The 24667-nt window shown below is 71.5% G+C and carries 26 protein-coding genes; 10 read left to right on the top strand and 16 right to left on the bottom strand.

All coding sequences use genetic code 11. The features are described from left to right. Positions 1–52: 52 nt before the first annotated feature. Positions 53–1003 (top strand): LysR family transcriptional regulator, encoded by a 951-nt coding sequence (locus tag ACZ67Q_RS31565; RefSeq protein WP_471189160.1) that lies wholly within the window; start codon positions 53–55, stop codon positions 1001–1003. 10 nt (positions 1004–1013) lie between these two features. On the opposite strand, the gene ACZ67Q_RS31560 is transcribed toward ACZ67Q_RS31565, so the two are convergent. Beyond that, the gene (locus ACZ67Q_RS31560) at positions 1014–1775 is read right to left on the bottom strand and encodes an alpha/beta hydrolase (protein WP_471189159.1); all 762 of its coding nucleotides are present in this window, start codon (positions 1773–1775) and stop codon (positions 1014–1016) included. Positions 1776–1888: 113 nt separating this feature from the next. Here ACZ67Q_RS31560 and ACZ67Q_RS31555 point away from each other — a divergent pair, with 113 nt between their 5' ends. Further along, the gene (locus ACZ67Q_RS31555) at positions 1889–3052 is read left to right on the top strand and encodes an adenosine deaminase (RefSeq protein ID WP_471189157.1); all 1164 of its coding nucleotides are present in this window, start codon (positions 1889–1891) and stop codon (positions 3050–3052) included. Positions 3053–3187: 135 nt separating this feature from the next. Then, positions 3188–3535 carry an ATP-binding protein gene (locus tag ACZ67Q_RS31550; protein WP_471189155.1) on the top strand — a complete coding sequence of 116 codons (348 nt, stop codon included), beginning with the start codon at positions 3188–3190 and terminating at the stop codon, positions 3533–3535. A gap of 61 nt (positions 3536–3596) precedes the next feature. Here the strand turns inward: ACZ67Q_RS31550 and ACZ67Q_RS31545 are convergent, their stop codons facing one another. The 5 genes from ACZ67Q_RS31545 to afsQ1 form a co-directional block, all read right to left on the bottom strand. Further along, a complete protein-coding gene (locus ACZ67Q_RS31545) occupies positions 3597–3797 on the bottom strand; it encodes a PspC domain-containing protein (RefSeq protein WP_103782080.1) in 201 nt (66 codons plus the stop codon). Between the two features lie 64 nt (positions 3798–3861). Continuing rightward, positions 3862–4434: a VanZ family protein gene (locus tag ACZ67Q_RS31540; protein WP_471189152.1), complete on the bottom strand. Its 573-nt coding sequence runs from the start codon at positions 4432–4434 to the stop codon at positions 3862–3864. Between the two features lie 107 nt (positions 4435–4541). Beyond that, positions 4542–5147 (bottom strand): hypothetical protein, encoded by a 606-nt coding sequence (locus ACZ67Q_RS31535; protein WP_471189151.1) that lies wholly within the window; start codon positions 5145–5147, stop codon positions 4542–4544. After that, entirely contained in the window at positions 5147–6739 is a 1593-nt protein-coding gene (locus tag ACZ67Q_RS31530) for an ATP-binding protein (protein WP_471189149.1), read from the bottom strand. Before ACZ67Q_RS31530 ends, ACZ67Q_RS31535 begins: the two co-directional genes overlap by 1 nt. Continuing rightward, a complete protein-coding gene (gene afsQ1 / locus ACZ67Q_RS31525; protein WP_158075115.1) occupies positions 6736–7413 on the bottom strand; it encodes a two-component system response regulator AfsQ1 in 678 nt (225 codons plus the stop codon). The genes ACZ67Q_RS31530 and afsQ1 overlap by 4 nt, the downstream gene beginning before the upstream one ends. A gap of 239 nt (positions 7414–7652) precedes the next feature. Between afsQ1 and ACZ67Q_RS31520 the strand changes: the two genes are divergently transcribed. Further along, positions 7653–8390: a SigE family RNA polymerase sigma factor gene (locus tag ACZ67Q_RS31520; RefSeq protein WP_361638369.1), complete on the top strand. Its 738-nt coding sequence runs from the start codon at positions 7653–7655 to the stop codon at positions 8388–8390. 189 nt (positions 8391–8579) lie between these two features. On the opposite strand, the gene ACZ67Q_RS31515 is transcribed toward ACZ67Q_RS31520, so the two are convergent. Then, positions 8580–9230 carry a uridine kinase family protein gene (locus tag ACZ67Q_RS31515; protein WP_471189148.1) on the bottom strand — a complete coding sequence of 217 codons (651 nt, stop codon included), beginning with the start codon at positions 9228–9230 and terminating at the stop codon, positions 8580–8582. Between the two features lie 217 nt (positions 9231–9447). On the opposite strand from ACZ67Q_RS31515, the gene ACZ67Q_RS31510 reads away from it, so the two are divergent. Beyond that, positions 9448–9894: a hypothetical protein gene (locus tag ACZ67Q_RS31510; RefSeq protein ID WP_471189147.1), complete on the top strand. Its 447-nt coding sequence runs from the start codon at positions 9448–9450 to the stop codon at positions 9892–9894. Positions 9895–9973: 79 nt separating this feature from the next. Here the strand turns inward: ACZ67Q_RS31510 and ACZ67Q_RS31505 are convergent, their stop codons facing one another. From ACZ67Q_RS31505 to deoC, 3 genes are read right to left on the bottom strand one after another with little or no spacing between them, the layout of a single operon-like run. Beyond that, positions 9974–10864, bottom strand: coding sequence for an aldehyde dehydrogenase family protein (locus tag ACZ67Q_RS31505; protein WP_471189146.1), 891 nt, complete (start codon positions 10862–10864; stop codon positions 9974–9976). After that, a complete protein-coding gene (locus ACZ67Q_RS31500; RefSeq protein WP_471189144.1) occupies positions 10857–12293 on the bottom strand; it encodes an aldehyde dehydrogenase family protein in 1437 nt (478 codons plus the stop codon). The genes ACZ67Q_RS31505 and ACZ67Q_RS31500 overlap by 8 nt, the downstream gene beginning before the upstream one ends. A gap of 5 nt (positions 12294–12298) precedes the next feature. Then, the gene (deoC, locus tag ACZ67Q_RS31495) at positions 12299–13258 is read right to left on the bottom strand and encodes a deoxyribose-phosphate aldolase (RefSeq protein ID WP_471189433.1); all 960 of its coding nucleotides are present in this window, start codon (positions 13256–13258) and stop codon (positions 12299–12301) included. Positions 13259–13408: 150 nt separating this feature from the next. Here deoC and ACZ67Q_RS31490 point away from each other — a divergent pair, with 150 nt between their 5' ends. Then, on the top strand, positions 13409–14065 hold the full coding sequence (locus ACZ67Q_RS31490) for a PH domain-containing protein (RefSeq protein ID WP_471189143.1): 657 nt from the start codon (positions 13409–13411) through the stop codon (positions 14063–14065). Between the two features lie 100 nt (positions 14066–14165). Beyond that, positions 14166–14669 carry a hypothetical protein gene (locus tag ACZ67Q_RS31485; protein WP_471189432.1) on the top strand — a complete coding sequence of 168 codons (504 nt, stop codon included), beginning with the start codon at positions 14166–14168 and terminating at the stop codon, positions 14667–14669. Between the two features lie 130 nt (positions 14670–14799). Here ACZ67Q_RS31485 and ACZ67Q_RS31480 read toward each other — a convergent pair whose 3' ends face one another. The 3 genes from ACZ67Q_RS31480 to ACZ67Q_RS31470 all read right to left on the bottom strand — a co-directional run bounded on the left by ACZ67Q_RS31480 (position 14800) and on the right by ACZ67Q_RS31470 (position 18264). After that, entirely contained in the window at positions 14800–16431 is a 1632-nt protein-coding gene (locus ACZ67Q_RS31480) for a phospho-sugar mutase (protein ID WP_471189142.1), read from the bottom strand. 39 nt (positions 16432–16470) lie between these two features. Continuing rightward, a complete protein-coding gene (locus ACZ67Q_RS31475; protein WP_361638385.1) occupies positions 16471–17295 on the bottom strand; it encodes a purine-nucleoside phosphorylase in 825 nt (274 codons plus the stop codon). A gap of 531 nt (positions 17296–17826) precedes the next feature. Continuing rightward, a complete protein-coding gene (locus tag ACZ67Q_RS31470; protein ID WP_471189139.1) occupies positions 17827–18264 on the bottom strand; it encodes a gamma-glutamylcyclotransferase family protein in 438 nt (145 codons plus the stop codon). 95 nt (positions 18265–18359) lie between these two features. On the opposite strand from ACZ67Q_RS31470, the gene ACZ67Q_RS31465 reads away from it, so the two are divergent. Then, a complete protein-coding gene (locus ACZ67Q_RS31465; protein WP_471189138.1) occupies positions 18360–19808 on the top strand; it encodes an NAD(P)H-quinone dehydrogenase in 1449 nt (482 codons plus the stop codon). Positions 19809–19867: 59 nt separating this feature from the next. Here the strand turns inward: ACZ67Q_RS31465 and ACZ67Q_RS31460 are convergent, their stop codons facing one another. Further along, the gene (locus ACZ67Q_RS31460; protein WP_471189136.1) at positions 19868–21766 is read right to left on the bottom strand and encodes a hypothetical protein; all 1899 of its coding nucleotides are present in this window, start codon (positions 21764–21766) and stop codon (positions 19868–19870) included. A 129-nt stretch (positions 21767–21895) separates the two neighbouring features. Further along, the gene (locus ACZ67Q_RS31455; RefSeq protein ID WP_471189133.1) at positions 21896–22486 is read right to left on the bottom strand and encodes a hypothetical protein; all 591 of its coding nucleotides are present in this window, start codon (positions 22484–22486) and stop codon (positions 21896–21898) included. A 366-nt stretch (positions 22487–22852) separates the two neighbouring features. On the opposite strand from ACZ67Q_RS31455, the gene ACZ67Q_RS31450 reads away from it, so the two are divergent. Further along, complete coding sequence (locus ACZ67Q_RS31450) at positions 22853–23041, top strand: hypothetical protein (RefSeq protein WP_471189450.1); 189 nt, start codon at positions 22853–22855, stop codon at positions 23039–23041. A gap of 213 nt (positions 23042–23254) precedes the next feature. Next, positions 23255–24202 carry a DeoR/GlpR family DNA-binding transcription regulator gene (locus tag ACZ67Q_RS31445; RefSeq protein WP_471189131.1) on the top strand — a complete coding sequence of 316 codons (948 nt, stop codon included), beginning with the start codon at positions 23255–23257 and terminating at the stop codon, positions 24200–24202. A gap of 204 nt (positions 24203–24406) precedes the next feature. On the opposite strand, the gene ACZ67Q_RS31440 is transcribed toward ACZ67Q_RS31445, so the two are convergent. Beyond that, a partial coding sequence (locus tag ACZ67Q_RS31440) for an acyl-CoA carboxylase biotin carboxyl carrier protein subunit (RefSeq protein ID WP_471189128.1) occupies positions 24407–24667 on the bottom strand: 261 nt, incomplete at its 5' end.

Raw genomic sequence — 24667 nt, 5'->3', positions numbered from 1 at the left:
AGGGACGGTCCCACTCATCCGTCCAATGCATGGAAACGCCATAATCGTTCCCATGGTGCATCAGCAAAGGTCACAGCCGCGTCTGTCACCGTCCAGTGACACAGAAGACATGGCGTCGTTGCTAGCGCCCCGCTTGGCGTACTTCACCGCCGTCGCCCGCACCGAGCACGTCACGCGCGCCGCCCAGGAACTGAACGTCCCCCAGTCGACCCTCTCGCGCGCGATGGCCCGCCTGGAAGCGGACCTCGGCGTCGACCTGTTCGCCCGCCACGGCCGTACGGTCTCCCTCACCCCCGCCGGCCGCACCTTCCTCGCCTCCGCCGAGCGCGCCCTCGGCGAGATCCGCCGCGCCGCCGACGAGGTCCGTGCCGACGCCGACCCGGCCACCGGCAAGGTCGCCTTCGGCTTTCTGCACACCATGGGCGCCGAGACCGTACCCGGCCTCATCCACGCCTTCCGCGCCGATCACCCGGGCGTCCGCTTCAGCCTGGTCCAGAACTACGGCGAGGCCATGCTGGAACGGCTGCGCGCCGGCGACCTCGACCTCTGCCTGACCTCGCCCGTCCCCGACGCCCCCGACCTGGTCGCCCGCCGACTCGACGAACAGAAGCTGCGCCTCGTCGTGCCCCTCGACCACCGCCTGGCCACCCGCCGCCGTGTCCGCCTCGCAGAGGCCGCCGACGAAGCGTTCGTCACGCTGGAGCCCGGCTACGGCCTGCGCCGCATCACCGACGACCTGTGCCGCGAGGCCGGCTTCAAGCCGAGGATCGCCTTCGAGGGCGAGGAGGCGGAAACGCTGCGCGGCCTGGTCGCGGCGGGCCTGGGAGTGGCCCTCCTGCCCCCACCGGCGTTCCCCCGCCCGGGAGTCGCGGAACTGACGGTCACGGCCCCGAGAGCGGTACGGGAAATCGGCGTCGCCTGGCTGAACGGCCACCCCGACACACCCCCGGTGGCCGCCTTCAAGAAGTTCCTGCTCTCGAGAAGGGGGAGCCTGTTGCCCTGAAGGGGTGGCGCTACCGCCGTAACGTCGCCCCGAACCCCGAAGCCAACGGCATCCGCAACCCCAGCGGCGGCGGAGCCTCCAACGCGTCGCGGACCGGTCGCGCGAACCCCCACCCGAACACCGCCCCCATGACGAAGTCCGAGGCCAGCGCCAGCACCTCGTCCCGGTAGGCGCGCAACCCGTGCCCGTCCCCGTGCACCTCGAACCGGCACACCTCCCGGTTGGACTTCTTCGCCCGCGCCGCGAGCCGGAAGGACAGCTCCGGATCCGTGCGCTGGTCGTTCGTGCCGTGCGCGATCAGCACCCGGCGCCCCGTGAGGTGCTTCACGGGTTCGGCAGGCGCCGCCATGTCGTCCTCCGGCAGCCAAGGAGCCAGCGCGAGCACGGAGTTGACGGCCTCGTGGCCGCCCGCCCGCAGCGCGGCCCGGCCGCCCATGCCGACGCCGGCGAGGCACACGGGGACGTCGCCGTAGCGCCGTACCGCCTCGTCGGCGGCCCAGGCGGCGTCGCCCGCGAGGTGGGCGTCGCTGCCGTTCCAGCCGCGGCAGCGGTAGTGCACGACGTGCACGGCCAGCCCCTCGGCGTGGCCCGTGCGGGCCAGGGCGCGGCCCAACGACCGCACGGAGGCCGCCGCGAGCAACGGTGAGGGTCTGCGGGTGGAGACCTCCTCGCCGTCCGGGAGCAGCAGCACCACGCCGCTCACCGCCGTCGGTTCCGGACCGAGTGCCCGCCCCAGCCGGGCCGTACGAGCCGGCGTCACATCGTGTGCCATGGCAGAACAGTGTCAGAAGCAACGGTGTACGCCACCCTTCCTCGCGGTCACCGTTACATATCGGCGGCGATGTACATCGCGCCCTCTACGCGCGTAGGCGTTACAGTGCGGAAATGACGAGCCAGACCATCCAGAAGGGCAGAATTCCGACGCCGGACCAGATCCGCCGGGCGCCCAAGGTTCTGCTGCACGACCATCTCGACGGCGGTCTGCGCCCTGCCACCGTCGTCGAACTCGCCCGTGAGACGGGCTATTCCGAGCTCCCGGAGACGGACCCGGGCAAGCTCGGCCTGTGGTTCCGGGAGGCCGCCGACTCCGGTTCGCTGGAGCGGTACCTGGAGACCTTCTCGCACACCGTCGGTGTGATGCAGACCCGTGAGGCCCTGGTGCGGGTCGCGCGCGAGTGCGCCGAGGACCTCGCGGAGGACGGCGTCGTCTACGCCGAGGTGCGCTACGCCCCCGAGCAGCATCTGGAGGGCGGGCTGACGCTGGAGGAGGTCGTCGAGGCCGTCAACGAAGGCTTCAGGGAAGGGGAGCGGCTCGCCCGGGAGAACGGTCGCCGCATCCGCGTCGGCGCCCTGCTGACCGCCATGCGGCACGCCGCGCGCGCCCTGGAGATCGCCGAACTCGCCAACCGCTACCGGGACCTGGGCGTCGTCGGCTTCGACATCGCGGGCGCGGAGGCCGGTTACCCGCCCACCCGGCACCTGGACGCCTTCGAGTATCTGAAGCGGGAGAACAACCACTTCACGATCCATGCCGGTGAGGCGTTCGGACTGCCGTCCATCTGGCAGGCGTTGCAGTGGTGCGGCGCCGACCGGCTCGGGCACGGGGTGCGGATCATCGACGACATCGAGGTCGAGGACGACGGCACGGTCACCCTGGGGCGGCTCGCCTCCTACGTCCGTGACAAGCGCATCCCGCTGGAGCTGTGCCCCAGCTCCAACCTCCAGACCGGTGCGGCGACGTCGTACGCCGAGCACCCGATCGGGCTGCTGCGGCGGCTCCACTTCCGGGCGACCGTCAACACGGACAACCGGCTGATGTCGCACACCAGCATGAGCCGGGAGTTCGAGCATCTGGTCGAGGCGTTCGGTTACACGCTCGACGACCTGCAGTGGTTCTCCGTCAATGCGATGAAATCAGCGTTCATTCCTTTCGATGAACGACTCGCGATGATCAATGACGTGATCAAGCCCGGATATGCGGAGCTGAAATCCGAATGGCTGTTTCAGCAGACCGCCTCCACCAGCGGTTCTGTGGCTCCGGAAGACTGAGCCAGGGCGTGACCGGCAGTGAAATGCGGACGGGTGTTCACAACCCGTCCGCATTTCGATGTTTGCGGCCGGAGGCGTCGCGTGTTTACGGTCGTGGACCGCTCAATCCCCGTCTCCATTCGAGGACGCATTTTCATGAAGCAGTCTGCTGCCAAGACCCTCGGTGTCGCCGCCCTCGGTGCCGCCTTCGCCGCTGCGGGCGCCGGCGCCGCGAACGCCGCCCCCGCCCTCCCCGACGCCTCCCAGGCGCTGGGCGGTCTGACCCAGACGCTGCCGGCTGAGAACGTCGCCCAGGCGGTGCCGGGCGCCGGTGCGGCGCTGGCCCACGGCCCGAGCGCGGCCGGTGCGGGCCTGGCCGCCGCGCAGCCGGTCGTCGGCAAGGTGCTCGCCGACGGGCCCGCGAAGCCCCTCACCGGGCTGCTCGGCGGGCTGCCGGTGCAGGGCCTGGGCTCGAGCGGGCTGAACGGGATCCCGCTGGGCTGACCCCCCGCCGACGCCGACGGGGCGCACCCCTGATCCAGGAGTGCGCCCCGTCGGCGTGCGTTCACCAGGCCGTGCGGGCCTTGTCCTCGGACGGCAGCAGGATCCACAGCGCGATGTAGAGCAGGAACTGCGGGCCCGGCAGCAGACACGACAGCAGGAAGATCACCCGCATCGTGGTCGCGGAGGTCCCGAAACGCCGCGCCAGGCCGGCGCACACGCCGGCGATCATACGGCCGTGGGTGGGGCGGGTCAGGGCGGTCATGTCGGCTCCTTCGCGAGCTGTCGGCGGTGAGGCCGCCGGGTGGCTGCCTCGTCCGACATCAACGCTACGGGGACGAAGGGGGCGCAACGTCGCTCCACGGGGCGATCCCGACCCTGGGAATCGTCGGGGTGCGACCCTGAGCCGGCTCCTCCTGGGGCAGGGGCGAACGCCTGGCCCTGCGGCGCAGACAGGCCCGGCCGACAGGCACGACGAGCAGGTGGGCGACGACCACGCCCGTCGTGTTCAGCAGCAGCGCGTCCACGTCCGCGACCTGCCCGGGCACCCCGGTCTGCAGCAGTTCGATGCCCAGGGACAGCAGCGCCCCCGCGACCGTCGTGCGCAGCAGGGAACCGAACGGGGACGCGTCGAGCCGGCCGTGCACCAGCGGCAGCAGCACGCCCAGCGGCGCGAGCAGCGCCAGTCCCGTGCCGAGCCGGCGCACCGCGAACTCGCCGCCCCGGGCGAGGTCGTAGCGGATCCCGGCGAAGGGATGCAGATTCGCCGGCATCACCCAGGGGACGTCCAGCGGCCGCAGCGTGAACCAGGCGACGAACGCGAGGTGGGCGACGAGGAGGACACCTCCTGCCACACGGACGCGAGACGCGGCGCTGCCGCCGATGGAGCCATGACGCTGCACGCCCCCCTAGACGCACCCCCCGGCAGGATCGGTTCCGCACCCCGCACACCCACCGGTATGAGGCGTCGGCCACACCGGCCCCCGGCCGGGGCGGCGCCCGCCGGGCGTCAGGTCTCCGTGACCTCCGTCGACGGCGGTTCCTTCGTGCCGGGACGGGAACGGACCGCGCCTGTGCAGGCGTAGCGGCGCAGCGGCTCGCCCCGGGGGCCGCCGAGGATGACGGAACCGTCGCCCTCGGCCGCCGCGGAGTCCGAGAAGGTGCACACGACCTGCGCCAGCGAGTACGACGTGAGGGCGCCCGGGGACGTGCTCAGCCGCAGTGCGTCCTCCGGGTCGTGCGGGCCGGGCCCGGAGACGGTCATGCCGCCGCGCACGTCGGTGGAGTACCCGGCCTCCCGCTCCGCCGCCGACGGCGTCTGGGCCAGCTGGTCCAGCAGCCCCTGCGCCACCAGCACCCGCCGCCTGGAGTCCGCCGCGCCGTCCGGCACGCGCACCACCCGGTCCACGGCCACCAGCGACGCACCGCACAGCAGGAACACCTGCACCGGCAGCCCGCGCGAGGTCTGCGTGGACAGCTCCGGCTCGGACAGCGAGCAGCGCACCCGGGAGGGCGCCGCCCCGAAGTCCGTCGGCACCTGGGTCGCCCTGATGCCGCACCCGGCCGCCAGCACGGCGAGCAGCGGTACGGCCAGCAGACGTCGAGCCCTCCTCATCAGACGTCCCCCTCCTGCTCGCGGCCCTTCGTCTCCCGGCCGGCCTGCTCCCGGCTCTGCTCCTCCTGGCGGGCCAGCTCCGACGCGTCCCGCGGCAGCCGCAGGGTGAACACCGCGCCGCCCTCCTCCGAGTTGGCCGCGGTGATCTCGCCGCCGTGGATGTGGGCGTTCTCCTGTGCGATGGACAGACCGAGCCCGCTGCCCTCCGACCGCGGCCGCGAGGCGCTGGCCTTGTAGAAGCGGTCGAAGACGTGCGGCAGGACGTCCTCGGGGATGCCGGGCCCGTGGTCGCGCACCTGGATGACGACCTCGCTCTCCGTCTCCCGCACCGACACCCTGACCGGCGAGCCGCCGTGCTTGAGCGCGTTGCCGATCAGGTTCGCCAGGATCACGTCGAGGCGGCGCGGATCGAGCCGGGCGTGGATGCCGCGCTCGGCGTCCAGGTCGACGGCGTCCAGCCAGGCCCGCGCGTCGATGCACGCGGTGATCTGGTCGGCGACGTCGACGTCGTCCAGCACCAGCCGGGCCGTACCGGCGTCGAAGCGGGTGACCTCCATGAGGTTCTCGACCAGGTTGTTCAGGCGCCGCGTCTCGCTGACCACCAGCCGCACCGCGGGTTCGACCATCGGGTCGATACCGCCGGTCTCGGCCTCCAGCTCCTCCTCCAGCACCTCGGTGACGGCGGTGATCGCGGTCAGCGGCGTACGCAGCTCATGGCTCATGTCCGCCACGAACCGCCGCGACGCCTCGTCCCGCGCCGCCATGTCCGCGACCCGCTTCTCCAGCGCCTCCGCGGCCTTGTTGAACGTCCGGGACAGATCGGCTAGTTCGTCCGTGCCGGACACCCGCAGCCGGGTGTCCAGCTTGCCCTCGCCCAGCCGCCGCGCGGCCACCCCGAGCCGCTGCACCGGCTTCAGCACGGTCGTCGCCGCGGCCTGTGCGAGCAGCGCCGCGCCGATCAGCGCCAGGCCGGTGGCGATCCCCAGCGACCAGGCCAGCGAGTTGAGGTCCTTCGCCTCCGGCTCCAGCGACTTGAGCATGTACCCGGTCGGGCCACCGCCGATGACCCGCGTCCCGGCGACGAGATACGGCGTGCCGTCCTCGACGATCCGCTGCCAGTACAGGTGGTACGGGGACTTGTTGGCGCCGGTGAGCTTCTGCTGCCGGTCCACCGCCGTCCGCAGCGACGTCGGCACCTCCTCCAGGGAGAAGCCGTTCAGGCCGCCGGAGCTGCCGTACACCCTCTTGCCGCTCGCGTCCGTGGCCACCAGCAGCACGCTGAAGCGCTGGCTGCTGTTCGCCATCTGTCCGGCGGTGTGCTGCAGTTCGTCCTGGCTGGGGTGCTCCGGCAGCGCGCCCGCCCGGTTCTGCATCTCCTGCTGGAAGTCGCGCAGCACCGCGTCCTGGGCGCGGGTGAGCACCGCTTCCCGGTTCAGCCAGTACGCGATGCCCGACGCCGACACGGCAGCGGTCAGCGCGACCAGCGCGAACACCACGACCAGCCGCAGCCGCAGGCTGGTCAGGCGCAGCCGCGAGAAAACTCCCTTGCGATCCGCGACCTCGCCGCGGTCCCCCTCGTGCTGCTTGCTCACTGAGGCGGATCCAGGCGGTAGCCGACACCACGCACGGTACGGATCAACGTCGGGGACGAGGGCACGTCCTCCACCTTGGCGCGCAGCCGCTGGACGCACGCGTCCACCAGCCGGGAGTCACCCAGGTAGTCGTGCTCCCACACCAGCCGCAGCAGCTGCTGCCGCGACAGCGCCTGACCGGGCCGCCGGCTCAGCTCCAGCAGCAGCCGCAGCTCGGTCGGCGTCAGCTGCAGATCCTCGCCGTTCTTCGTCACCGTCATCGCCGAGCGGTCGATGACGAGGCTGCCGAAGGTCGCCGAGTCCGTCGACTCCCGCTCACCGCGCCGCAGCACGGCCCGGATCCGCGCGTCGAGGACACGCCCCTGGACCGGCTTGACGACATAGTCGTCCGCGCCGGACTCCAGGCCGACGACGACGTCGATGTCGTCGTTGCGCGCGGTCAGCAGGATGATCGGCAGCTGGTCGGTGCGCCGGATGCGCCGGCACACCTCGAAACCGTCGATGCCGGGCAGCATCACATCCAGCACGATCAGATCCGGCCGCTGCTCGCGCAGCAGCTTCAGACCGTCCTCACCGCTGGCAGCGGTCGCCACCCGGTGTCCCTGGCGCGTCAGTGAGAGCTCCAGGGCCGTGCGGATGGCGTCGTCGTCCTCGATCAGCAACAGGGAAGGCACGGGCTCATTCTGGCCCATGGAGGCGGCGTTGTTCACCTGTGGGTTGTGCAGAAGCAGCGGGGGCGGCATCGGGAGCTGTGCACGATCTTCGTCGGGACGGCCCCGTACCCCTGTGACACGTCTGTGACAGTCGGCGGACACGGCGATGAAAGTGCCGCGGCAAGCTTTTCGGCATCGGGCAGGCCACCACCGCCCGCACCAGGAACGAACACCGGAAAGTCCACGACGGGGGGCGCGAGATGAACACGCTGCACAGCACCAGCACCAGCGCAGTGGTCACGCGTCTGCACGACGTGCACCGGAGTCACGAGAAGTCCGGTGCCGTGAGCGGGCGGGGGTGCGCTCGCGGCACCGGGCGTCAGCACACCGCGATCATGACGGTGGTTGACGGTTTCACGGGGGAAACACACGGGGGAAGCGCGTACGGGGAGGACCCGGGGGAGCGGACGTCCCTGACGGAAGCGGAGTTCACCGCCTACGTCCAGGAGCGCCGCGCCTCCCTGTACGCCACCGCCTACCACCTCACCGGCGACCGCTTCGAGGCCGAGGACCTGCTGCAGAGCGCGCTGTTCTCGACGTACCGGGCGTGGGACCGGATCAGCGACAAGGCCGCGGTCGGGGGCTACCTCCGCCGCACCATGACGAACCTGCACATCAGCGCGTGGCGCCGCCGCAAGCTGAACGAGTACCCGACCGAGGAGCTGCCGGAGACGCCCGGCGACACGGACGCGATGCGCGGCACCGAGCTGCGCGCGGTCCTGTGGCAGGCGCTCGCCCGGCTGCCGGAACTCCAGCGCACCATGCTGGTCCTGCGCTACTACGAGGGCCGCACGGACCCGGAGATCGCGGAGATCCTCGACATCAGTGTCGGCACGGTGAAGTCCAGCATCTGGCGCTCGCTGCGCCGGCTGCGCGAGGACGAGGTCCTCAGCTTCGGCCGTGACCAGGAGGACGCCTTCGGGGAGCTTGTCGCCTGAAGGACCACGGGGGAACCCACGGGGGAGCCACGGGGGTGGCACGGTCCGGGGGGACCGACGGGGGGACTCCACGGGGGACGTGGAGACACGGGGGAAACAGGGGATCACGGGGGATCCACGGGGGAAACAGGAGCGGGACTGGGGGGCCGGGGGGGTCCATCCAGTCCCGCTCTTCCTGTTCCCGCGCCGCTACGGCGACGGCTGGGCCGCCGCCGGCCTGGCCCGTACCTGTCGTCCCGCCGCGGCCGCCGCGAGCCGGCCGAGGGCCTCGTCGAGGTCGCAGCGGTGGGCGCCCAGGGTCGTCTGCCGGGCGATGATCGAGCGTTCGGCGCGCATCAGCCGCCAGCCGCGCCGCAGCAGGAACGGCACCGACTTGCGGCCCTCCTTCAGATCGCGCACGAACCGCCGCCGGAACGTGGTGACCGCGCCCCGGCTCAGACACAGCGCGTCCGCCAGGAGGCCCAACTCCCGGCACCGCTCGACGATCTCCGCGGCGAAGATGCCCTCCGCGATGAACAGCGGGGTACGGCCGATGCTCAGCGTCTCCGCGCCCGTGCGGGCGCTCAGCGCGATGTCGTACACCGGCACCCGGGTCGAACCCGTGGCGCACAACTCGGCGATCGCGGCGACGGCGACCTCGGCGTCCCACGACTGCGGATGGTCCCAGTCGATGTCGGAGCTCCCCTCCACCAGCGGCAGCGTCGGGTCGTCGGCCTCCTTGTAGAAGTCGTCCAGGCGCAGAACCGGCAGCCCGGAACGGGCGGCGACGAGGGACTTGCCCGAGCCCGAGGGGCCGCACAGCAGCACGACACGGGCGGGGGAGGGGAGATGAAGGCTCACGGAACACCAGTTTGACGCATGGTGGCCCCGCTGCCGACCCCGCGGGTCGGCTTTGGAGTGCGCATCACACCTCAACTACGCTTCGCGTCGACGCGGTGACGATCCGTATGCGTCCCGCGACAGGAACAGCAGCAACTCGCAGCAGTACGCAGAGCAGCAGATGCAGAGCAGTACGCGGCAGTACGCAGCTTCAACGCAGCAGAAGGTGGCACCGGCGATGGCGCGACACGACTTCCCTCAGACCTCGACCGGCCTTCGTGCCCTGGTCGCCCTGGCGACCGTGGGTGCGGCGATGGCCGCCGGGGCGACGACCGCCTCCGCGGACGTCCTCACCCCGGCGACCGACCCGGGCTCCCCGCTCCTGGAGGTTCCGCACCGGGCCTCCTCCCTCGGCAACGTCGACCCGCAGGCCGGCCTGACGGCGCTGACCGGCTCGGTCGGCTATGTCACGGGTCCGGTCGCCGGCCTCAAGCCCAACCCGCTCGCCGGGACGGGCGTCGACCCGCTCGACAACGGCGCCGGCACCCAGGTCGCCGACTTCAAGCCGGTGGCCACGCAGGCGCTCACCGCCCCCGTCGCTCAGGCCCAGTCGATCGGCAGCCTGCCCGTCGTGGGCCAGGTGGCGGGCCTGCTCGGCGGGGTGCAGGGCGGCCCGCTGGGCTGACCCGCGCCGCCGCGCACGTGCGAGAGCCGCGCCGCCCCCGGACGGAGGGGTGGCGCGGCTCTCGCGTGGGGGGTGGCGGTCAGTAGGACGAGCCGGAGGCGCCCAGGGAGCCCGTGGGGTGCCACACCGTCTTCGTCTCCAGGAACGCCGTCATCCGGTCGGTGCCCGGCGCCGCGAAGTAATCCACAGGCTGTGGACGCAGCACGCGCTTGAGGTTGTCCGCCGCGGCGATCTCCAGTTCCTTCGCCAGTTCCTCGTCGGCGCCCGCGAGGTCGATCGCGTTGACGTCCTGGTGCGCGGCCAGCGGCTTCGCGATCTCCGCCGTACGGCCGGACAGGACGTTGACGACACCGCCGGGCACGTCGGAGGTGGCCAGTACCTCGGCCAGGGACAGGGCGGGCAGCGGGGCCTTCTCGGAGGCGACGACCACCGCCGTGTTGCCGGTGGCGATCACGGGCGCGAGCACCGAGACCAGGCCCAGGAAGGACGACTCCTGCGGGGCCACGACGGCGACCACACCGGTCGGCTCGGGGGAGGACAGGTTGAAGAACGGGCCCGCGACCGGGTTGCCGCCCCCGATCACCTGGGCGATCTTGTCGGTCCAGCCCGCGTACCAGACCCAGCGGTCGATCGTGGCGTCCACGACCGCGGCCGCCTTCGACTTCGACAGGCCCTCCGCGTCCGCCACCTCGCGCACGAACTGGTCCCGGCGGCCCTCCAGCATCTCCGCGACCCGGTACAGCACCTGGCCGCGGTTGTAGGCGGTCGCCCCGGACCAGCCGCCGAACGCCTTGCGCGCGGCGACCACCGCGTCCCGTGCGTCCTTGCGGGAGGACTGGGGAGCGTTGGCCAGCCACTTGCCCTTCGAGTCGGTCACCTCGTACACCCGGCCGCTCTCGGAACGCGGGAACTTCCCGCCCACGTACAGCTTGTAGGTCTTGAAGACGGACAGCCGCTGCTCATCAGACATCGAGGTAAGCCTCCAGGCCGTGGCGACCGCCCTCGCGGCCGAAGCCCGACTCCTTGTAGCCGCCGAAGGGCGAGGTCGGGTCGAACTTGTTGAACGTGTTGGACCAGACGACACCGGCGCGCAGCTTGTTCGCGACGGCGAGGATCCGCGACCCCTTCTCCGTCCAGATGCCCGCGGACAGCCCGTACGGCGTGTTGTTCGCCTTGGCGACCGCCTCGTCCGGGGTGCGGAACGTCAGGACCGACAGCACCGGGCCGAAGATCTCGTCACGGGCGACGGTGTGCGCCTGGGTGACGTTCGTGAAGAGGGTCGGGGCGAACCAGTAGCCGCTCTCGGGCAGTTCGCAGGCCGGGGACCAGCGCTCGGCGCCCTCGGCCTCGCCCCGTTCGACGAGCGTGGTGATCCGGGAGAGCTGCTCCTCGGAGTTGATCGCGCCGATGTCGGTGTTCTTGTCCAGCGGGTCGCCGAGGCGCAGCGTGGACAGGCGGCGCTTGAGGGAGTCCAGCAGCTCGTCCTGGATCGACTCCTGCACCAGCAGGCGGGAGCCCGCGCAGCAGACCTGGCCCTGGTTGAAGAAGATGCCGTTGACGATGCCCTCGACGGCCTGGTCGATGGGGGCGTCGTCGAAGACGATGTTGGCGCCCTTGCCGCCCAGTTCGAGCGTGAGCTTCTTGCGCGTGCCCGCGACTGAGCGGGCGATCTCCTTGCCGACGGCCGTGGAGCCGGTGAAGGCGACCTTGTTCACGTCGGGGTGCGCGACGAGCGCGGCGCCCGCGTCGCCGTACCCGGGAAGGATGTTCACGACACCCTTGGGCAGGCCCGCCTGGCGGCAGATGTCCGCGAAGAACAGAGCGGACAGCGGGGTGGTCTCGGCCGGCTTCAGCACGACCGTGTTGCCGGTGGCCAGCGCCGGGGCGATCTTCCACGCCAGCATGAGGAGCGGGAAGTTCCAGGGGATGACCTGGCCCGCCACGCCGAGCGGCCGCGGGTTCGCGCCGAAACCGGCGTGGTCGAGCTTGTCGGCCCAGCCGGCGTAGTAGAAGAAGTGCGCGGCGACCAGGGGGAGGTCGGCGTCGCGGGTCTCCTTGATCGGCTTGCCGTTGTCCAGGGTCTCCAGGACGGCCAGCTCGCGGCTGCGCTCCTGGATGATCCGGGCGATGCGGAAGAGGTACTTGGCGCGCTCGGAGCCGGGCAGCGCCGACCACTTCTCGAACGCCTTGCGGGCGGCCTTCACCGCGCGGTCGACGTCCGCCTCACCGGCCTGGGCGACCTCGGAGAGGACTTCCTCCGTCGACGGGCTGACCGTCTTGAAGACCTTGCCGTCGGCCGCGTCGGCGAACTCGCCGTCGATGAACAGGCCGTAGGAGGGGGCGATGTCGACGACCGAGCGGGACTCGGGCGCGGGAGCGTACTCGAACACGGATGCCATGGGGATCAGTCCACCGTCACGTAGTCGGGGCCGGAGTAGCGGCCGGTGGCCAGCTTCTGGCGCTGCATCAGCAGGTCGTTGAGCAGCGAGGAGGCGCCGAAGCGGAACCAGTGGTTGTCCAGCCAGTCCTCGCCCGCGGTCTCGTTGACCAGGACCAGAAACTTGATCGCGTCCTTGGTCGTCCTGATCCCGCCGGCCGGCTTCACTCCGACCTGGACGCCGGTCTGCGCCCGGAAGTCGCGCACGGCCTCCAACATCAGGAGCGTGTTGGCGGGGGTGGCGTTGACGGCGACCTTGCCGGTGGAGGTCTTGATGAAGTCGGCGCCGGCGAGCATGCCCAGCCAGCTGGCGCGGCGGATGTTGTCGTACGTCGACAGCTCGCCGGTCTCGAAGATGACCTTCAGGCGGGCCGACGTCCCGCAGGCCTCCTTCACGGCGACGATCTCGTCGTACACCTTGAGGTACTTGCCCGCGAGGAACGCGCCACGGTCGATGACCATGTCGATCTCGTCGGCGCCCGCGGCGACGGCGTCCTTCACGTCGGCGAGCTTCACCTCCAGGGCGGCGCGGCCGGCCGGGAAGGCGGTGGCGACGGAGGCGACCTTCACGCCGGAGCCGGCGACAGCCTCCTTGGCGACGGCCACCATGTCGGGGTAGACGCAGACCGCGGCCGTGGTGGGGGTCGTCCGGTCGGTCGGGTCGGGCAGGACCGCCTTGGCGCCGAGCGCCCGGACCTTGCCCGGGGTGTCCGCGCCTTCCAGCGTCGTCAGGTCGACCATCGAGATGGCGAGGTCGATGGCGTACGCCTTCGCGGTGGTCTTGATGGATCGGGTGCCGAGAGACGCGGCGCGCGCCTCCAGGCCGACCGCGTCGACGCCGGGCAGCCCGTGGAGGAAGCGGCGCAGCGTGCTGTCGGACGCGGTGACATCCGAGAGTCCGTGAGCTGTGGGTGCGGTAGTGGGCATGGTCACCAGACGAGCATATCTACGCGCGTAGCGGATGTATAGCCCTCGAGGTCGTGGGGGTGGATCCGGGAGGGCCGCCACGCGGGAGAACCGGTGCACCCGGCGTACCGCGTACCGGGTCCGGCCGGGCCGTCGGGCACAATCGGGGCCATGACCACCCCGGAGCACCCGTCACCAGCGCCGCAGGCACCCGAGGCCAAGGACCGCATCCACCGGTCGTCCGCCGGCATCGCCTCCGGCGTGATGCTGCTGGCCCTCGCCGGCTGGCTCGGCATCGACGCGATCGTCGTCGGGCACGGCCGCACGCCGTGGCTGGCGCTGGCCGGGCTGCTGCTGGTGGTGCCGCTGGTGGTGGCGTACACGATCCGCCCGGCGATCTTCGTGAACGACGACCGGCTGCGCGTGCGCAACCCGCTGCGGATGATCGTCCTGCCGTGGGGCACGGTGGCGGGGCTGCGCTCCGGCTACTCCAACGAGGCGGTCACGGTCTCCGGCACCAAGTACCAGCTGTGGGCCCTGCCGGTCTCGCTGCGGGCCCGCAAGCGCGCGGCACGGCAGCAGGCACGCGCGGTGGCGGCCGGCGGTCAGGAGGGCGGCCTGCTCGGTACGCCGGGGACGGGCGCCGGCCGGACCGAGCCCCCGCGCGCGCAGACCGACAAGGCCATGGACGACCTGAGGCAGCTCCGCGACGACCGCTGCACCGCGGAGTCCGCCCAGGGCGACGTCACGGTCCGCTGGGCCTACGAGGTGATCGCCCCGGCCCTCGCGGGCGCCGTACTCCTGGCAGTCCTGGCGGCACTGGGCTGACCCCCCGGGTCAGCCCCCGGGGGTCAGCGTCTGGTCCGTTCCGGCGGGTGCAGGGCGTGGGGTGCGCGCCGGAGCCGTGAGCGCTGGAACGCTCGCCGTCATGAACATCGCCACCTTCTACGCCCTCTTCTCCACGACCTGCTTCACGCTGGTCGGCCTGTGGTGGAACGTCGTCCAGAAGCACGACGACTGGATGTGCGATCCCACCCAGCGCCGCGTCGTCGGCGGGGTCTACCTGTCCTTCCTGCTGCCGGCGGTGATGGGCCTGTTCGCCCAGGTCGGCGGGGCCGAACAGCCGCAGATCTGGCGGGCGGCCTTCGTCATCCTGGCCGTGGTCGGCTGCGCCTGCACCCTGCGGCTGCTGTCCCGCACGCGCGGCGACGGCTTCGTCGCCCGGCACCAGGCCGGTGCCGGCCTGCTCTACGCCCTGATCGCGGTCGTCGGCGCGTTCCCCGGACTCGCCGGTCACCTCGGGCTGCGTTCCCTCCAGGCCGAGGCCCTGATGCTGATCGCCCTGGTCGTCCTGGGCCACGCGCTGGTGTGGCGGTTCATGGTGGGCGAGGGCCGTTTCGTGGAGGAGGAGCACGCCGCCCCGACCCGGTGACCGGACCGCCGGCCGGGCGACAGAGCCGGGGTCCCGCCTGCGCCGGCCGTGCCCGGAACGCACCACCGGGGCACCCCCGACGAGGGTGCCCCGGCAGCACGTCTCCCGGCTCGGTGCCGGGCGTGGCGGCTCAGATGCCCGCGGCCTGCGACAGATCCCGCTTGATGGCGCTCAGCTGCTGCGCCGCCGTCGCCCGTGCCGCCGGGAGGTCGCTGTGCGCCGACACCGGGACCACCACCTCGAGGTAGCACTTCAGCTTGGGCTCGGTGCCGCTCGGGCGGACGATCACGCGGGCGCCCCGCAGGGTGTAGCGCAGGCCGTCGGTCGGCGGCAGCTTCTCCGTGCCCTGGGTGAGGTCCTCCGCGTTCACCACCGGCAGGCCCGCCAGCTCGGTCGGCGGCTGCTCGCGCAGGCGGCGCATGGCCTCGGCGATCAGGGAGAGGTCCTGGACCCGGACCGACAGCTGGTCCGTGGCGTGCAGCCCGTGCTCCACCGCGAGGTCGTCCAGCAGGTCGAGCAGGGTGCGGCCCTGCTCCTTCAGCTCCGACGCCAGTTCGGTGATCAGCAGCGCGGCCGTGATGCCGTCCTTGTCGCGCACGCCGTCGGGGTCGACGCAGTAGCCGAGGGCCTCCTCGTAGCCGTACCGCAGACCCTCGACGCGGGCGATCCACTTGAAGCCGGTCAGGGTCTCCTCGTACGGCAGGCCCGCCTTCTCGGCGATCCGGCCGAGCAGCGAGGAGGAGACGATCGACTCGGCGAACGTGCCGCGCGCGCCGCGCCGGACGAGGTGGGCGGCGAGCAGCGCGCCGACCTCGTCGCCGCGCAGCATCCGCCAGTCCGCGCCGTCCCGCACGGCCACCGCGCAGCGGTCGGCGTCCGGGTCGTTCGCGATGACCAGGTCGGGGCCGGTCTCGCGGGCCCTGGCGAACGCCAGGTCCATCGCGCCGGGCTCCTCCGGGTTGGGGAAGGCCACCGTCGGGAACTCCGGGTCGGGATCCGCCTGCTCGGCGACCAGCACCGGCTCGGGGAAGCCGGCGCGGGCGAACGCGGCCAGCAGGACGTCCCGGCCGACGCCGTGCATCGCCGTGTAGACCGTGCGCGCGGTGCGCGCCGAGCCCGGGGCCAGGACCGCGTCCGTACGGGCCAGGTAGGCCTGAAGGACCGAGTCGTCCAGGACCTCCCAGCCCTCCGTCGGGCGGTCGACCGTGGTCAGGCTGCCGATCGCGGCGATCTCCGCGGCGATCTCCGCGTCCGCGGGCGGCACGATCTGGGAGCCGTCGCCGAGGTACACCTTGTAGCCGTTGTCCCGGGGCGGGTTGTGGCTGGCCGTGACCTCCACCCCCGCGACGGCGCCGAGATGCCGTATGGCGAAGGCGAGGACCGGGGTGGGCAGCGGCCGCGGGAGCACCGCCGCGCGCAGACCGGCGCCCACCATCACGGCGGCCGTGTCGTAGGCGAAGTCGGCGGACTTGTGGCGGGCGTCGTAGCCGACGACGACGAGGCCCCCCTCCTGACCGTTCTTCTTCAGATACGACGCGAGGCCCGCCGCCGCCCGGATGACGACCGTGCGGTTCATACGCATCGGCCCGGCGCCCAGCTCCCCGCGCAGGCCGGCGGTGCCGAACTGCAGGGTGCCGGAGAAGCGGGCGGTCAGCTCCTTGACGTCCTCGGCGTCGATCAGCCGGGCGAGTTCCTCACGGGTGTCCGCGTCGGGGTCCTCGGCCAGCCACGCCTTGGCCCGGGCGATGACTTCGTCGTGCACGGTCGGTTCAGCCTCTCCTCGTCGGTGGTTCTGCGTGCCTTAGAGGCGGTCCAGCACCTGCGCCAGCAGGGAGCCCATGCGGGTGGCGCTGTCGCGGCCGGCCTGCAGGACCTCCTCGTGGTTCAGCGGCTCGCCCGTCATGCCGGCGGCGAGGTTGGTGACCAGGGAGATGCCGAGCACCTCGGCGCCCGCCTCGCGCGCGGCGATGGCCTCGAGCACGGTGGACATGCCGACCAGGTCCGCGCCGATGACACGGGCCATGCGGATCTCGGCCGGGGTCTCGTAGTGCGGGCCGGGGAACTGGGCGTAGACGCCCTCCTCCAGCGTGGGGTCGACCTCCTTGCACAGCGCGCGCAGCCGCGGCGAGTACAGGTCGGTCAGGTCGACGAAGTTGGCGCCGACGATGGGGGAGGTGGCGGTGAGGTTGATGTGGTCGCTGATCAGCACCGGCTGACCGGGACGCATGCCCTCGCGCAGACCGCCGCAGCCGTTGGTCAGCACGATGGTCTTGGCGCCGGCGGCGACGGCGGTGCGCACCCCGTGGGACACGGCGGCGACGCCACGGCCCTCGTAGTAGTGCGTACGGCCCAGGAACACCAGGGCGCGCTTGGTCCCGATGCGGTACGAGCGGATCTTGCCGCCGTGGCCCTCGACCGCCGGGGGCGGGAAGCCGGGGAGCTCGGTGACCTGGAACTCGGCCTCGGGGGCGCCCAGGGCGTCGACGGCCGGAGCCCAGCCGGAGCCCATCACGAGGGCGACGTCGTGGGTCTCGGCACCGGTCAGTTCGCGCAGGCGCGCGGCAGCGGCGTCGGCGGCGGCGTACGGGTCGCCCTGGATGTCGTCCGGAAGAAGAGATGCGTTCACGGCATCGAGGGTAGCCGAGCTTCGCCTACGCGCGTAGATGTCAGAGCCGACGGCATGGGGATCGTTGTCTTGTCGTTTCCGACGAGGGCCGCCGGAACGGCAGGTGGCGACGGCGGCGGCGCACCCGCGTACGGCGGGAAGGGGCCGGGGCGGGGGGCGTCCGCCCGCAGCGTCCGGCACCGGGCAAGGCTGCACGCGTCGGGAACGGGCGGCCGGACCGAGGACGGACACCCCCCGCCCCGGCCCCGACCCACAACAGACCGCAGGCGCGACAGCAACCGGCCACCGGACCGCAACGGGCCGCCGCAGGCACAGAAAGGGGCGCGGGGAACGGCGCGACCAGCCACAACGCGCCGGCACCCGACAACACACCCGGCGCCGCAGGCACAACACAGCCGCACCCGACAACACACCGGCGCCGCAGGCATCCGCACCCGGCGCCGCCGGCACCCGACAACGCACCGGCGCCGCAGGCACCCGCACCCGGCGCCGCAGGCACCCGCACCCGAGCCCCCAGCCGCCGGCAGGCCCTCAGCAAGGACGTTTCCGCAGCTCCATCACATAGTCGTGCGGCGCGCCCGCCGACTCCGCCGCGTCCGCGATGTCGCCCAGGTAGCGGGCCGAGGGCAGGCCGCCCTCGTAGGCGTTCAGGGCGTAGGTCCAGGCGCGCTCCTCGCCCTCCAGGGTGTGGACGCGGACCCGCATGCGGCGGTAGATGTCCAGACCGACGCCCTCCCAGCGGTCGAGGGATGCCTCGTCCATCTCGGCGATGTCGTACAGCGCGACGAAGACCTGCGACAGCGGGTCCTCCACGATCGTCGCGAGCGCGCCCTCCCAGCCCAGCTGCTCGCCGCCGAACGTCAGCCGCCAGCCGTTCAGCCAGCCCGTGGCGCGCAGCGGCGAGTGCGGGGCGCGGCGCGACATCAGCCGCGCGTCGAGATGGCCGGCGTACGCGGCGTAGAGCGACATGCACGAAGGGTACGGCAGCGGCGTGTGCGTCACTGCGGTAACGGACGGCTCACAGACCGCCCCCGAGGCGGTAGCAGGTTGAAGCGTGCGGGACAATGGGATACGTGACTCGGATCGTGATCATCGGTGGCGGACCCGGCGGATACGAAGCGGCCCTGGTGGCCGCGCAACTCGGTGCGGAGGTGACCGTCGTCGACAGCGACGGCCTGGGCGGGGCGTCGGTGCTCACCGACTGCGTACCGTCCAAGACCCTCATCGCCACGGCCGAGGTGATGACGACCTTCGACTCCTCCTACGAGGAGCTCGGCATCATCGTCGCCGACGACACCCCGCCGCTGGAGCAGGCGGCCCGGGTGGTCGGCGTGGACCTCGGCAAGGTCAACCGGCGTGTGAAGCGCCTCGCGCTCGCCCAGTCGCACGACATCACCGCCTCCGTCACCCGGGCCGGCGCCCGGGTCATGCGCGGCCGTGGCCGTCTGGACGGCATGCAGGCCCTCGACGGCTCCCGCAAGGTCGTCGTCACCGCGGCCGACGGCACCGAGGAGACACTCACCGCCGACGCCGTACTGATCGCCACCGGTGGTCACCCGCGTGAGCTGCCCGACGCCCAGCCGGACGGCGAGCGCATCCTTAACTGGACGCAGGTCTACGACCTCACCGAGCTGCCCGAGGAGCTCATCGTGGTCGGCTCCGGCGTGACGGGCGCCGAGTTCGCCGGCGCCTACCAGGCCCTCGGCTCCCGGGTCACCCTCGTCTCCTCCCGCGACCGCGTGCTGCCCGGCGAGGACCCGGACGCCGCCGCCGTCCTCGAGGACGTCTTCCGCCGCCGGGGCATGAACGTCATGGCCCGCTCCCGCGCCGCCGCCGCCAAGCGGGTCGGCGACCGGGTCGAGGTCACGCTCGCCGACGGCCGGGTCATCACCGGCTCCCACTGCCTGATGGCGGTCGGCGCGATCCCGAACTCCGCGGGTCTCGGCCTGGAGGAGGCCGGCGTCAAGCTGCGCGAGTCGGGTCACATCTGGACCGACAAGGTCTCCCGCACCACCGCTCCCGGCGTGTACGCCGCAGGTGACGTCACCGGCGTGTTCGCGCTGGCGTCCGTCGCCGCCATGCAGGGCCGTATCGCCATGTACCACTTCCTGGGCGACGCGGTGGCCCCGCTCAACCTCAAGACGGTGTCGTCCAACGTCTTCACCGACCCCGAGATCGCCACCGTCGGCTACACCCAGGCCGACGTGGACGGCGGCAAGATCGACGCCCGGGTCGTCAAGCTCCCTCTGCTGCGCAACCCGCGCGCGAAGATGCAGGGCATCCGGGACGGCTTCGTCAAGATCTTCTGCCGCCCGGGCACCGGGATCGTCGTCGGCGGTGTGGTCGTGGCGCCGCGCGCCTCGGAACTGATCCATCCCATCTCGATCGCGGTCGACAACAATCTGACGGTCGAACAGATCGCGAACGCGTTCACCGTGTACCCGTCCCTGTCGGGCTCGATCGCCGAAGTCGCCCGGCAGTTGCACACGCGGAAGGCGGCGGGCGAGGTCTGATCCCGCGCGGTGTCGGGACACGGGAACGTACGTGGCCCGACACCCACAGGGGCAGTTTCTCAGTCCTCTTCCCGGACGTATTTGTCCAAGTTCTTGGACAACCGGTCCGCCGTCCTGGCCGCCTCTCGCCACTTGTCGTCGGTGAGGGAGTCGTAGGCCGGGTCCTTCAGCTCCCGGTATCTCTCCAGTGCGTCCCACGCGGACCGGAGCGACTGGAAGAGCAGCTTCTCAGGCGCCTCGGCCTCGGTGACCGGTGTGACGACGTCTTCGCTCAGCACCTGTTCGCGCAGCCAGTCATTGTTGTACGACGGGGTGTTCGGCTGCGCGTCCTCGGGCAGTTCCCCGCCGTCGGAACCGAGTCGGGGGAAGGGGCGGCCCTCGCGGGCGGCCCGGACCGTGGCGATGAGCTGCCGGATGCCCCACTCACTCCGCATCATGCGGCCGACCACGACCGCCGGCTGTCCTCGGAACCGGGCGGAACCACGGTCGACGCCGAGACCGCCCAGTGCGAGGAGCGGAACGATGCCCCTCGCCGCGACTTCCTGGCAGCTCGGGCCCGGTTGTCCGTTGTGCACCTCGGCCAGTGCCTTGCCCTGCAACTCATCGAGAGCCTGATCGTCGGGGCGGGACGTGACACTCCAAGGAGCGGTGCCCACGTCCGTCCACAGAGCATGCGCAGCGGCGTTGCGGGCCCGGTCGAGGTATTGGTGGTCGTGCCCGGAGAAGGAACGCAAAGCGAGTTCAAGGGTGGGGCGGGAGCGATTCTTGGCGGAGAACGCTTTCGTGTTCAGCGCTTCGTTCAGCAGCCTGCGGAACCTCGGTTCCGGGGTCGTCATGAGACGGATGAGCCAGGCGCAGCGCTCGTCACGGTGTGGGCTGAAGCCCAGATCCCGCGCCACCTGGGTCACGTCCTCGCGCCCCAGCGCGTAGGCGAGTTCCGTCGGAGTGATCAGACCGTAGTCCGCAAGGGTGTTCACGGATCGTTCCGCGAGGAGGGTGCCCTGCGCCTCGGCAGAGAACGCCTTCGGCTCGATGTTCTGCGCCCCGAGGGCGAGGTTGAGCGTGCTCGCGTAAGTGGGTTCGACACGGGTCGGGTGGCTGCCGGTCTGCTTGTCCCAGCCCCAGCCGACGATCAGGTCGGCCTCCGCGGTGAGGGCGTTCACCACCCCCTCCACCGTCATCAGTCCCTCCTCGTCCGGCTCCCCGGCGGAGGCGAGCGCCTCCACATCATGCGTCAGGTCCTTCAGGCGTCGGGTGAGCCACTTGCGCTGGGAGTCGGGCGAGGCCGCGACGATGTCGGATTCGGTGAGTTCCAGGATCCGATGCGCGGACGCGGTGCGCGACGTCCCGTCCACGACGCCGACGGCGGGGCGCGGCGGGGCATCGGTGAAGCGGTACTCCACATGCCCGGCGAGCAGGGGCATGAGGATGCCGTTGATCCGGATGTCGGACTCCCAGGAGTTCTCCTGGATCACGTACGCCGCGTTCTCGTCCAGTGCGGTGGCCACCGCTTGCCGGGTGCCGCGGTAGATCAGCGACGGAACGCTTCCGGAGGAGTCCGGCGCCGCGAGCGCCACCTTTGACGTGGTCCCAGGCGTCACCTGCGGGTCGGAGAGGTAGGCCTGGCCGACCACGAAGCGGCCGTTGGTCGCGTCGACCAGCAACAGGGGTGTCCACACGGTGGCGCGGAGCAAGTGGAGTATGCGGCCGCCGCGTACGCGTTGAGACCGTATCTGGTTGGCTCGGACGCCCCGCGGGTCGACGACCGCGCTGAGCAGCTGGGCTGCGGATTCGACCGTGTGCGTGGTGCCGTCGGGGTGCTCGAGAATGCGCTCGGCAGCTGCCCTGACCGCTCGCATGTCCCGGACCTGTAGATCCCTGAGCCGGTCGAGCAGGACTCCGACGCGGTTGCGGTATTCGTCTTCGGGCAGTTCGTAGACGGGCTCGACGTCACTCATACGTGTCAGACCTTCCGCTTGACCCTCGATGGACGGGGAGGCAGAGTAGATGTGGTGCCGGCCCCAGGAGGGGCCGGAAGTGAGGCCAGGCCATCCGCCGGACGACGGACGCCTGGCCTTCGCGCTTGCTCAGACGGATTCCGGCGGCGCGAGGGGGGCGTGAGGCGTCCCGCAGGCTCCGCAGGTCAGCACCGTTCCCTTGGAGCCCAGCAGAGCCGCCAGCCAGTAATCGGGCGCCCCGCTCACGGCGGTGCTGTACGCGCCGGCCGCGATGTCGGCGGACCACAGGGCGGGCTCGTCGTCACCCGGGGTATGGCTCACTCGCAGAGAGGGGGGCAGTATCCCGGATCGGCGCAGTCCGGCCAACGCGGACACATCGGCGCGATCCCGTTCAGGGCCGCGGGACTCGAAAACCGCGTGAGCCACTCGGCGTCGCCCCAAGTCCAGCAGCAGGCCCTCCATCGCTTTGCGTCGGGCGCGCTCCTGCTTGTCGTGCGCCATGCCGCACCACGTGGCGACGACGATGTCGGCGTTCAGGGCGGCCAGGCCCTTGGCAGCCAATGCGCGCCGAGGTGCCGACTCGTCCCGCCAATGCAGCTTCTTGCGCTGCCCGGGCAACTGCAGCCCCTTCATGCGGTCGCGCACCGCGGGCAGTGCGGTGGAGGGCACGATGACCGCAGACAGCAGATAAATACCGCCGACGCCGTGTCTCAGGCGCATCGATTCGTCGCACAGGGCGATGGTCCCCGGCGCGTCCGTCTGAGGGACGGCATACGTTTGGGCAGTACACATGTCCAGCCTCCTCGGAGCCGTATGGCTCTACGCAGGAGGCCGACCGCCGAGGTCCGTCTTCCTGCACTCCGTCACGCGAGGGCGCTCGGCGCTCGCGCATTCCAGTGGTGGACCGAGGGAGTCGTACGCCTGCGGCAGGTCCGACGAGTGCGGTTCCGTGAGAAACCGGTGCGCCGAACGTGACGGAGAAGGAGTCTGACCAGGGGGGACTTCCAGGAGCCGCTGGTGGGACGCCCTCATGCGTACGAGGTAGTCGTTCCATGTTGCAATGCTGAACAAGTAGCTTAGCCATGAGTGCAGTTGACTGACAATCAGGTTGCACAAAGCTTCGGCTCCGGCATACGGAACGCATCGGTCGCGGTCGACAACAATCTGACGGTCGAACAGATCGCGAACGCGTTCACCGTGTACCCGTCCCTGTCGGGCTCGATCGCCGAAGTCGCCCGGCAGTTGCACACGGGGAAGGCGGCGGGCGAGGTCTGACGGCCCGGTGCGGCTCCCCGCCGGTGGTGGGGAGCCGTCCGCGCAGGTCACGAGGGATCGCGCCCACCGGTCACGGTGCGTCGTCGCGCATGCGTGCGGCATAGGCGCCGGGACTAGGCCCCTATACCACTTCGCGTCGTACCGTGCGAACAACTTCCGTTATTCGGCGCATACTGCTGAAACCAGACGGTCGTCCGCGTTACTGTCAGTTTCGTGTTCGCTGCAGAACGTCGCCAACTGATCCTCGAAATGGTGCGGGCCAACGGGGCCGTGTCGCTCCGTGAGCTCGCCCGCGTCGTCCAGACCTCCGAAGTGACCGTACGGCGGGACGTGCGGGCACTGGAGGCCGAAGGACTCCTCGACCGCCGGCACGGCGGTGCGGTGCTGCCGGGCGGGTTCACCCGCGAGTCGGGCTTCCCGCAGAAGTCCCATGTCGCGACCGCCGAGAAGACGGCCATCGCCGATCTCGCCGCCACCTTCGTGGAGGAGGGCGAGGCCGTCGTGGTCGGCGCCGGCACCACGACCCAGGAGCTGGCCCGCCGGCTCGCCCGCATCCCCGGGCTGACGGTGGTCACCAACTCCCTGCTGGTCGCCCAGGCGCTGGCCCACGCCAACCGCGTGGAGGTCGTGATGACCGGCGGCACGCTCAGAGGCTCCAACTACGCCCTGGTCGGCAGCGGCGCCGAGCAGTCCCTCCAGGGGCTGCGCGTCTCACGCGCCTTCCTCTCGGGCAGCGGGCTGACCGCCGAGCGCGGGCTTTCGACGTCCAACATGCTCTCGGCGTCCGTCGACCGGGCTCTCGTGCAGGCCGCCGCCGAGGTCGTCGTCCTCGCCGACCACACCAAGCTCGGCACCGACACGATGTTCCAGACGGTCCCGACCGACGTCATCACCCGTCTGGTCACGGACGAGCCACCGGCCCACGACGACCGTGCCCAGACCGAACTCCAGGCCCTTGCCGACCAGGGGGTGCAGATCGCCGTGGCCGGGGCGACGGGCAGCCAGGGGGGTGACCCGGTCCCGGCGCGCCAGCAGCGCCGGGACGTGCCCCTCCCGAACCCCCGCCGCGGCCACATGCCCGGCATCCGCCCCACGGGCGTCCTCACCGACCAGCCCCAGCAGCCCGAACGCAACCGCGTGGCGGACATGCGGCGGCGCTGACCCCGGGCGGCGGCTCCGACCCTCGCCGGCGACGGCGCTGACGGCGGCCTGCATACGACGAAGCGCCGGGCGCATCGGAATGATCGGCCCTGCATACGACGAAGCGCCCGGCACAGCGGAATGATCGGCCCTGCACACGACGAAGCGCCCGGCGGACCGGAGTGATCGGTCCGCCGGGCGCTTCGCCGTTCGCTGTGCCTGCGGTCAGTCCTTGATCTCGCAGATGGCGGCGCCGCTGGTGAGGGAGGCGCCGACCTCGGCGGTGAGGCCCTTGATGGTGCCGGACTTGTGAGCGTTGAGGGGCTGTTCCATCTTCATGGCCTCGAGGACGACGACGAGGTCGCCTTCCTGGACTTCCTGGCCTTCCTCGACGGCGATCTTGACGATGGTGCCCTGCATGGGGGAGGCGAGGGTGTCGCCGGAGGCGACGGGGCCGGACTTCTTCGCGGCGCGGCGCTTGGGCTT

The sequence above is a fragment of the Streptomyces sp. NPDC036813 genome (assembly GCF_055609245.1).
The sequence above is the reverse complement of the archived record's forward strand: the minus strand, read 5'-3'. Positions and strand labels throughout refer to the sequence as shown.

Coding starts and splice junctions, on each gene's coding strand:
- ACZ67Q_RS31565 (WP_471189160.1), top strand. CDS start 53: ATGGTGCATCAGCAAAGGTCACAGCCGCGTCTGTCACCGTCCAGTGAC.
- ACZ67Q_RS31560 (WP_471189159.1), bottom strand. CDS start 1,775: ATGGCACACGATGTGACGCCGGCTCGTACGGCCCGGCTGGGGCGGGCA.
- ACZ67Q_RS31555 (WP_471189157.1), top strand. CDS start 1,889: ATGACGAGCCAGACCATCCAGAAGGGCAGAATTCCGACGCCGGACCAG.
- ACZ67Q_RS31550 (WP_471189155.1), top strand. CDS start 3,188: ATGAAGCAGTCTGCTGCCAAGACCCTCGGTGTCGCCGCCCTCGGTGCC.
- ACZ67Q_RS31545 (WP_103782080.1), bottom strand. CDS start 3,797: ATGACCGCCCTGACCCGCCCCACCCACGGCCGTATGATCGCCGGCGTG.
- ACZ67Q_RS31535 (WP_471189151.1), bottom strand. CDS start 5,147: ATGAGGAGGGCTCGACGTCTGCTGGCCGTACCGCTGCTCGCCGTGCTG.
- ACZ67Q_RS31520 (WP_361638369.1), top strand. CDS start 7,653: ATGAACACGCTGCACAGCACCAGCACCAGCGCAGTGGTCACGCGTCTG.
- ACZ67Q_RS31510 (WP_471189147.1), top strand. CDS start 9,448: ATGGCGCGACACGACTTCCCTCAGACCTCGACCGGCCTTCGTGCCCTG.
- ACZ67Q_RS31505 (WP_471189146.1), bottom strand. CDS start 10,864: ATGTCTGATGAGCAGCGGCTGTCCGTCTTCAAGACCTACAAGCTGTAC.
- ACZ67Q_RS31500 (WP_471189144.1), bottom strand. CDS start 12,293: ATGGCATCCGTGTTCGAGTACGCTCCCGCGCCCGAGTCCCGCTCGGTC.
- deoC (WP_471189433.1), bottom strand. CDS start 13,258: ATGCCCACTACCGCACCCACAGCTCACGGACTCTCGGATGTCACCGCG.
- ACZ67Q_RS31490 (WP_471189143.1), top strand. CDS start 13,409: ATGACCACCCCGGAGCACCCGTCACCAGCGCCGCAGGCACCCGAGGCC.
- ACZ67Q_RS31485 (WP_471189432.1), top strand. CDS start 14,166: ATGAACATCGCCACCTTCTACGCCCTCTTCTCCACGACCTGCTTCACG.
- ACZ67Q_RS31470 (WP_471189139.1), bottom strand. CDS start 18,264: ATGTCGCTCTACGCCGCGTACGCCGGCCATCTCGACGCGCGGCTGATG.
- ACZ67Q_RS31465 (WP_471189138.1), top strand. CDS start 18,360: ATGGGATACGTGACTCGGATCGTGATCATCGGTGGCGGACCCGGCGGA.
- ACZ67Q_RS31460 (WP_471189136.1), bottom strand. CDS start 21,766: ATGAGTGACGTCGAGCCCGTCTACGAACTGCCCGAAGACGAATACCGC.
- ACZ67Q_RS31455 (WP_471189133.1), bottom strand. CDS start 22,486: ATGCGCCTGAGACACGGCGTCGGCGGTATTTATCTGCTGTCTGCGGTC.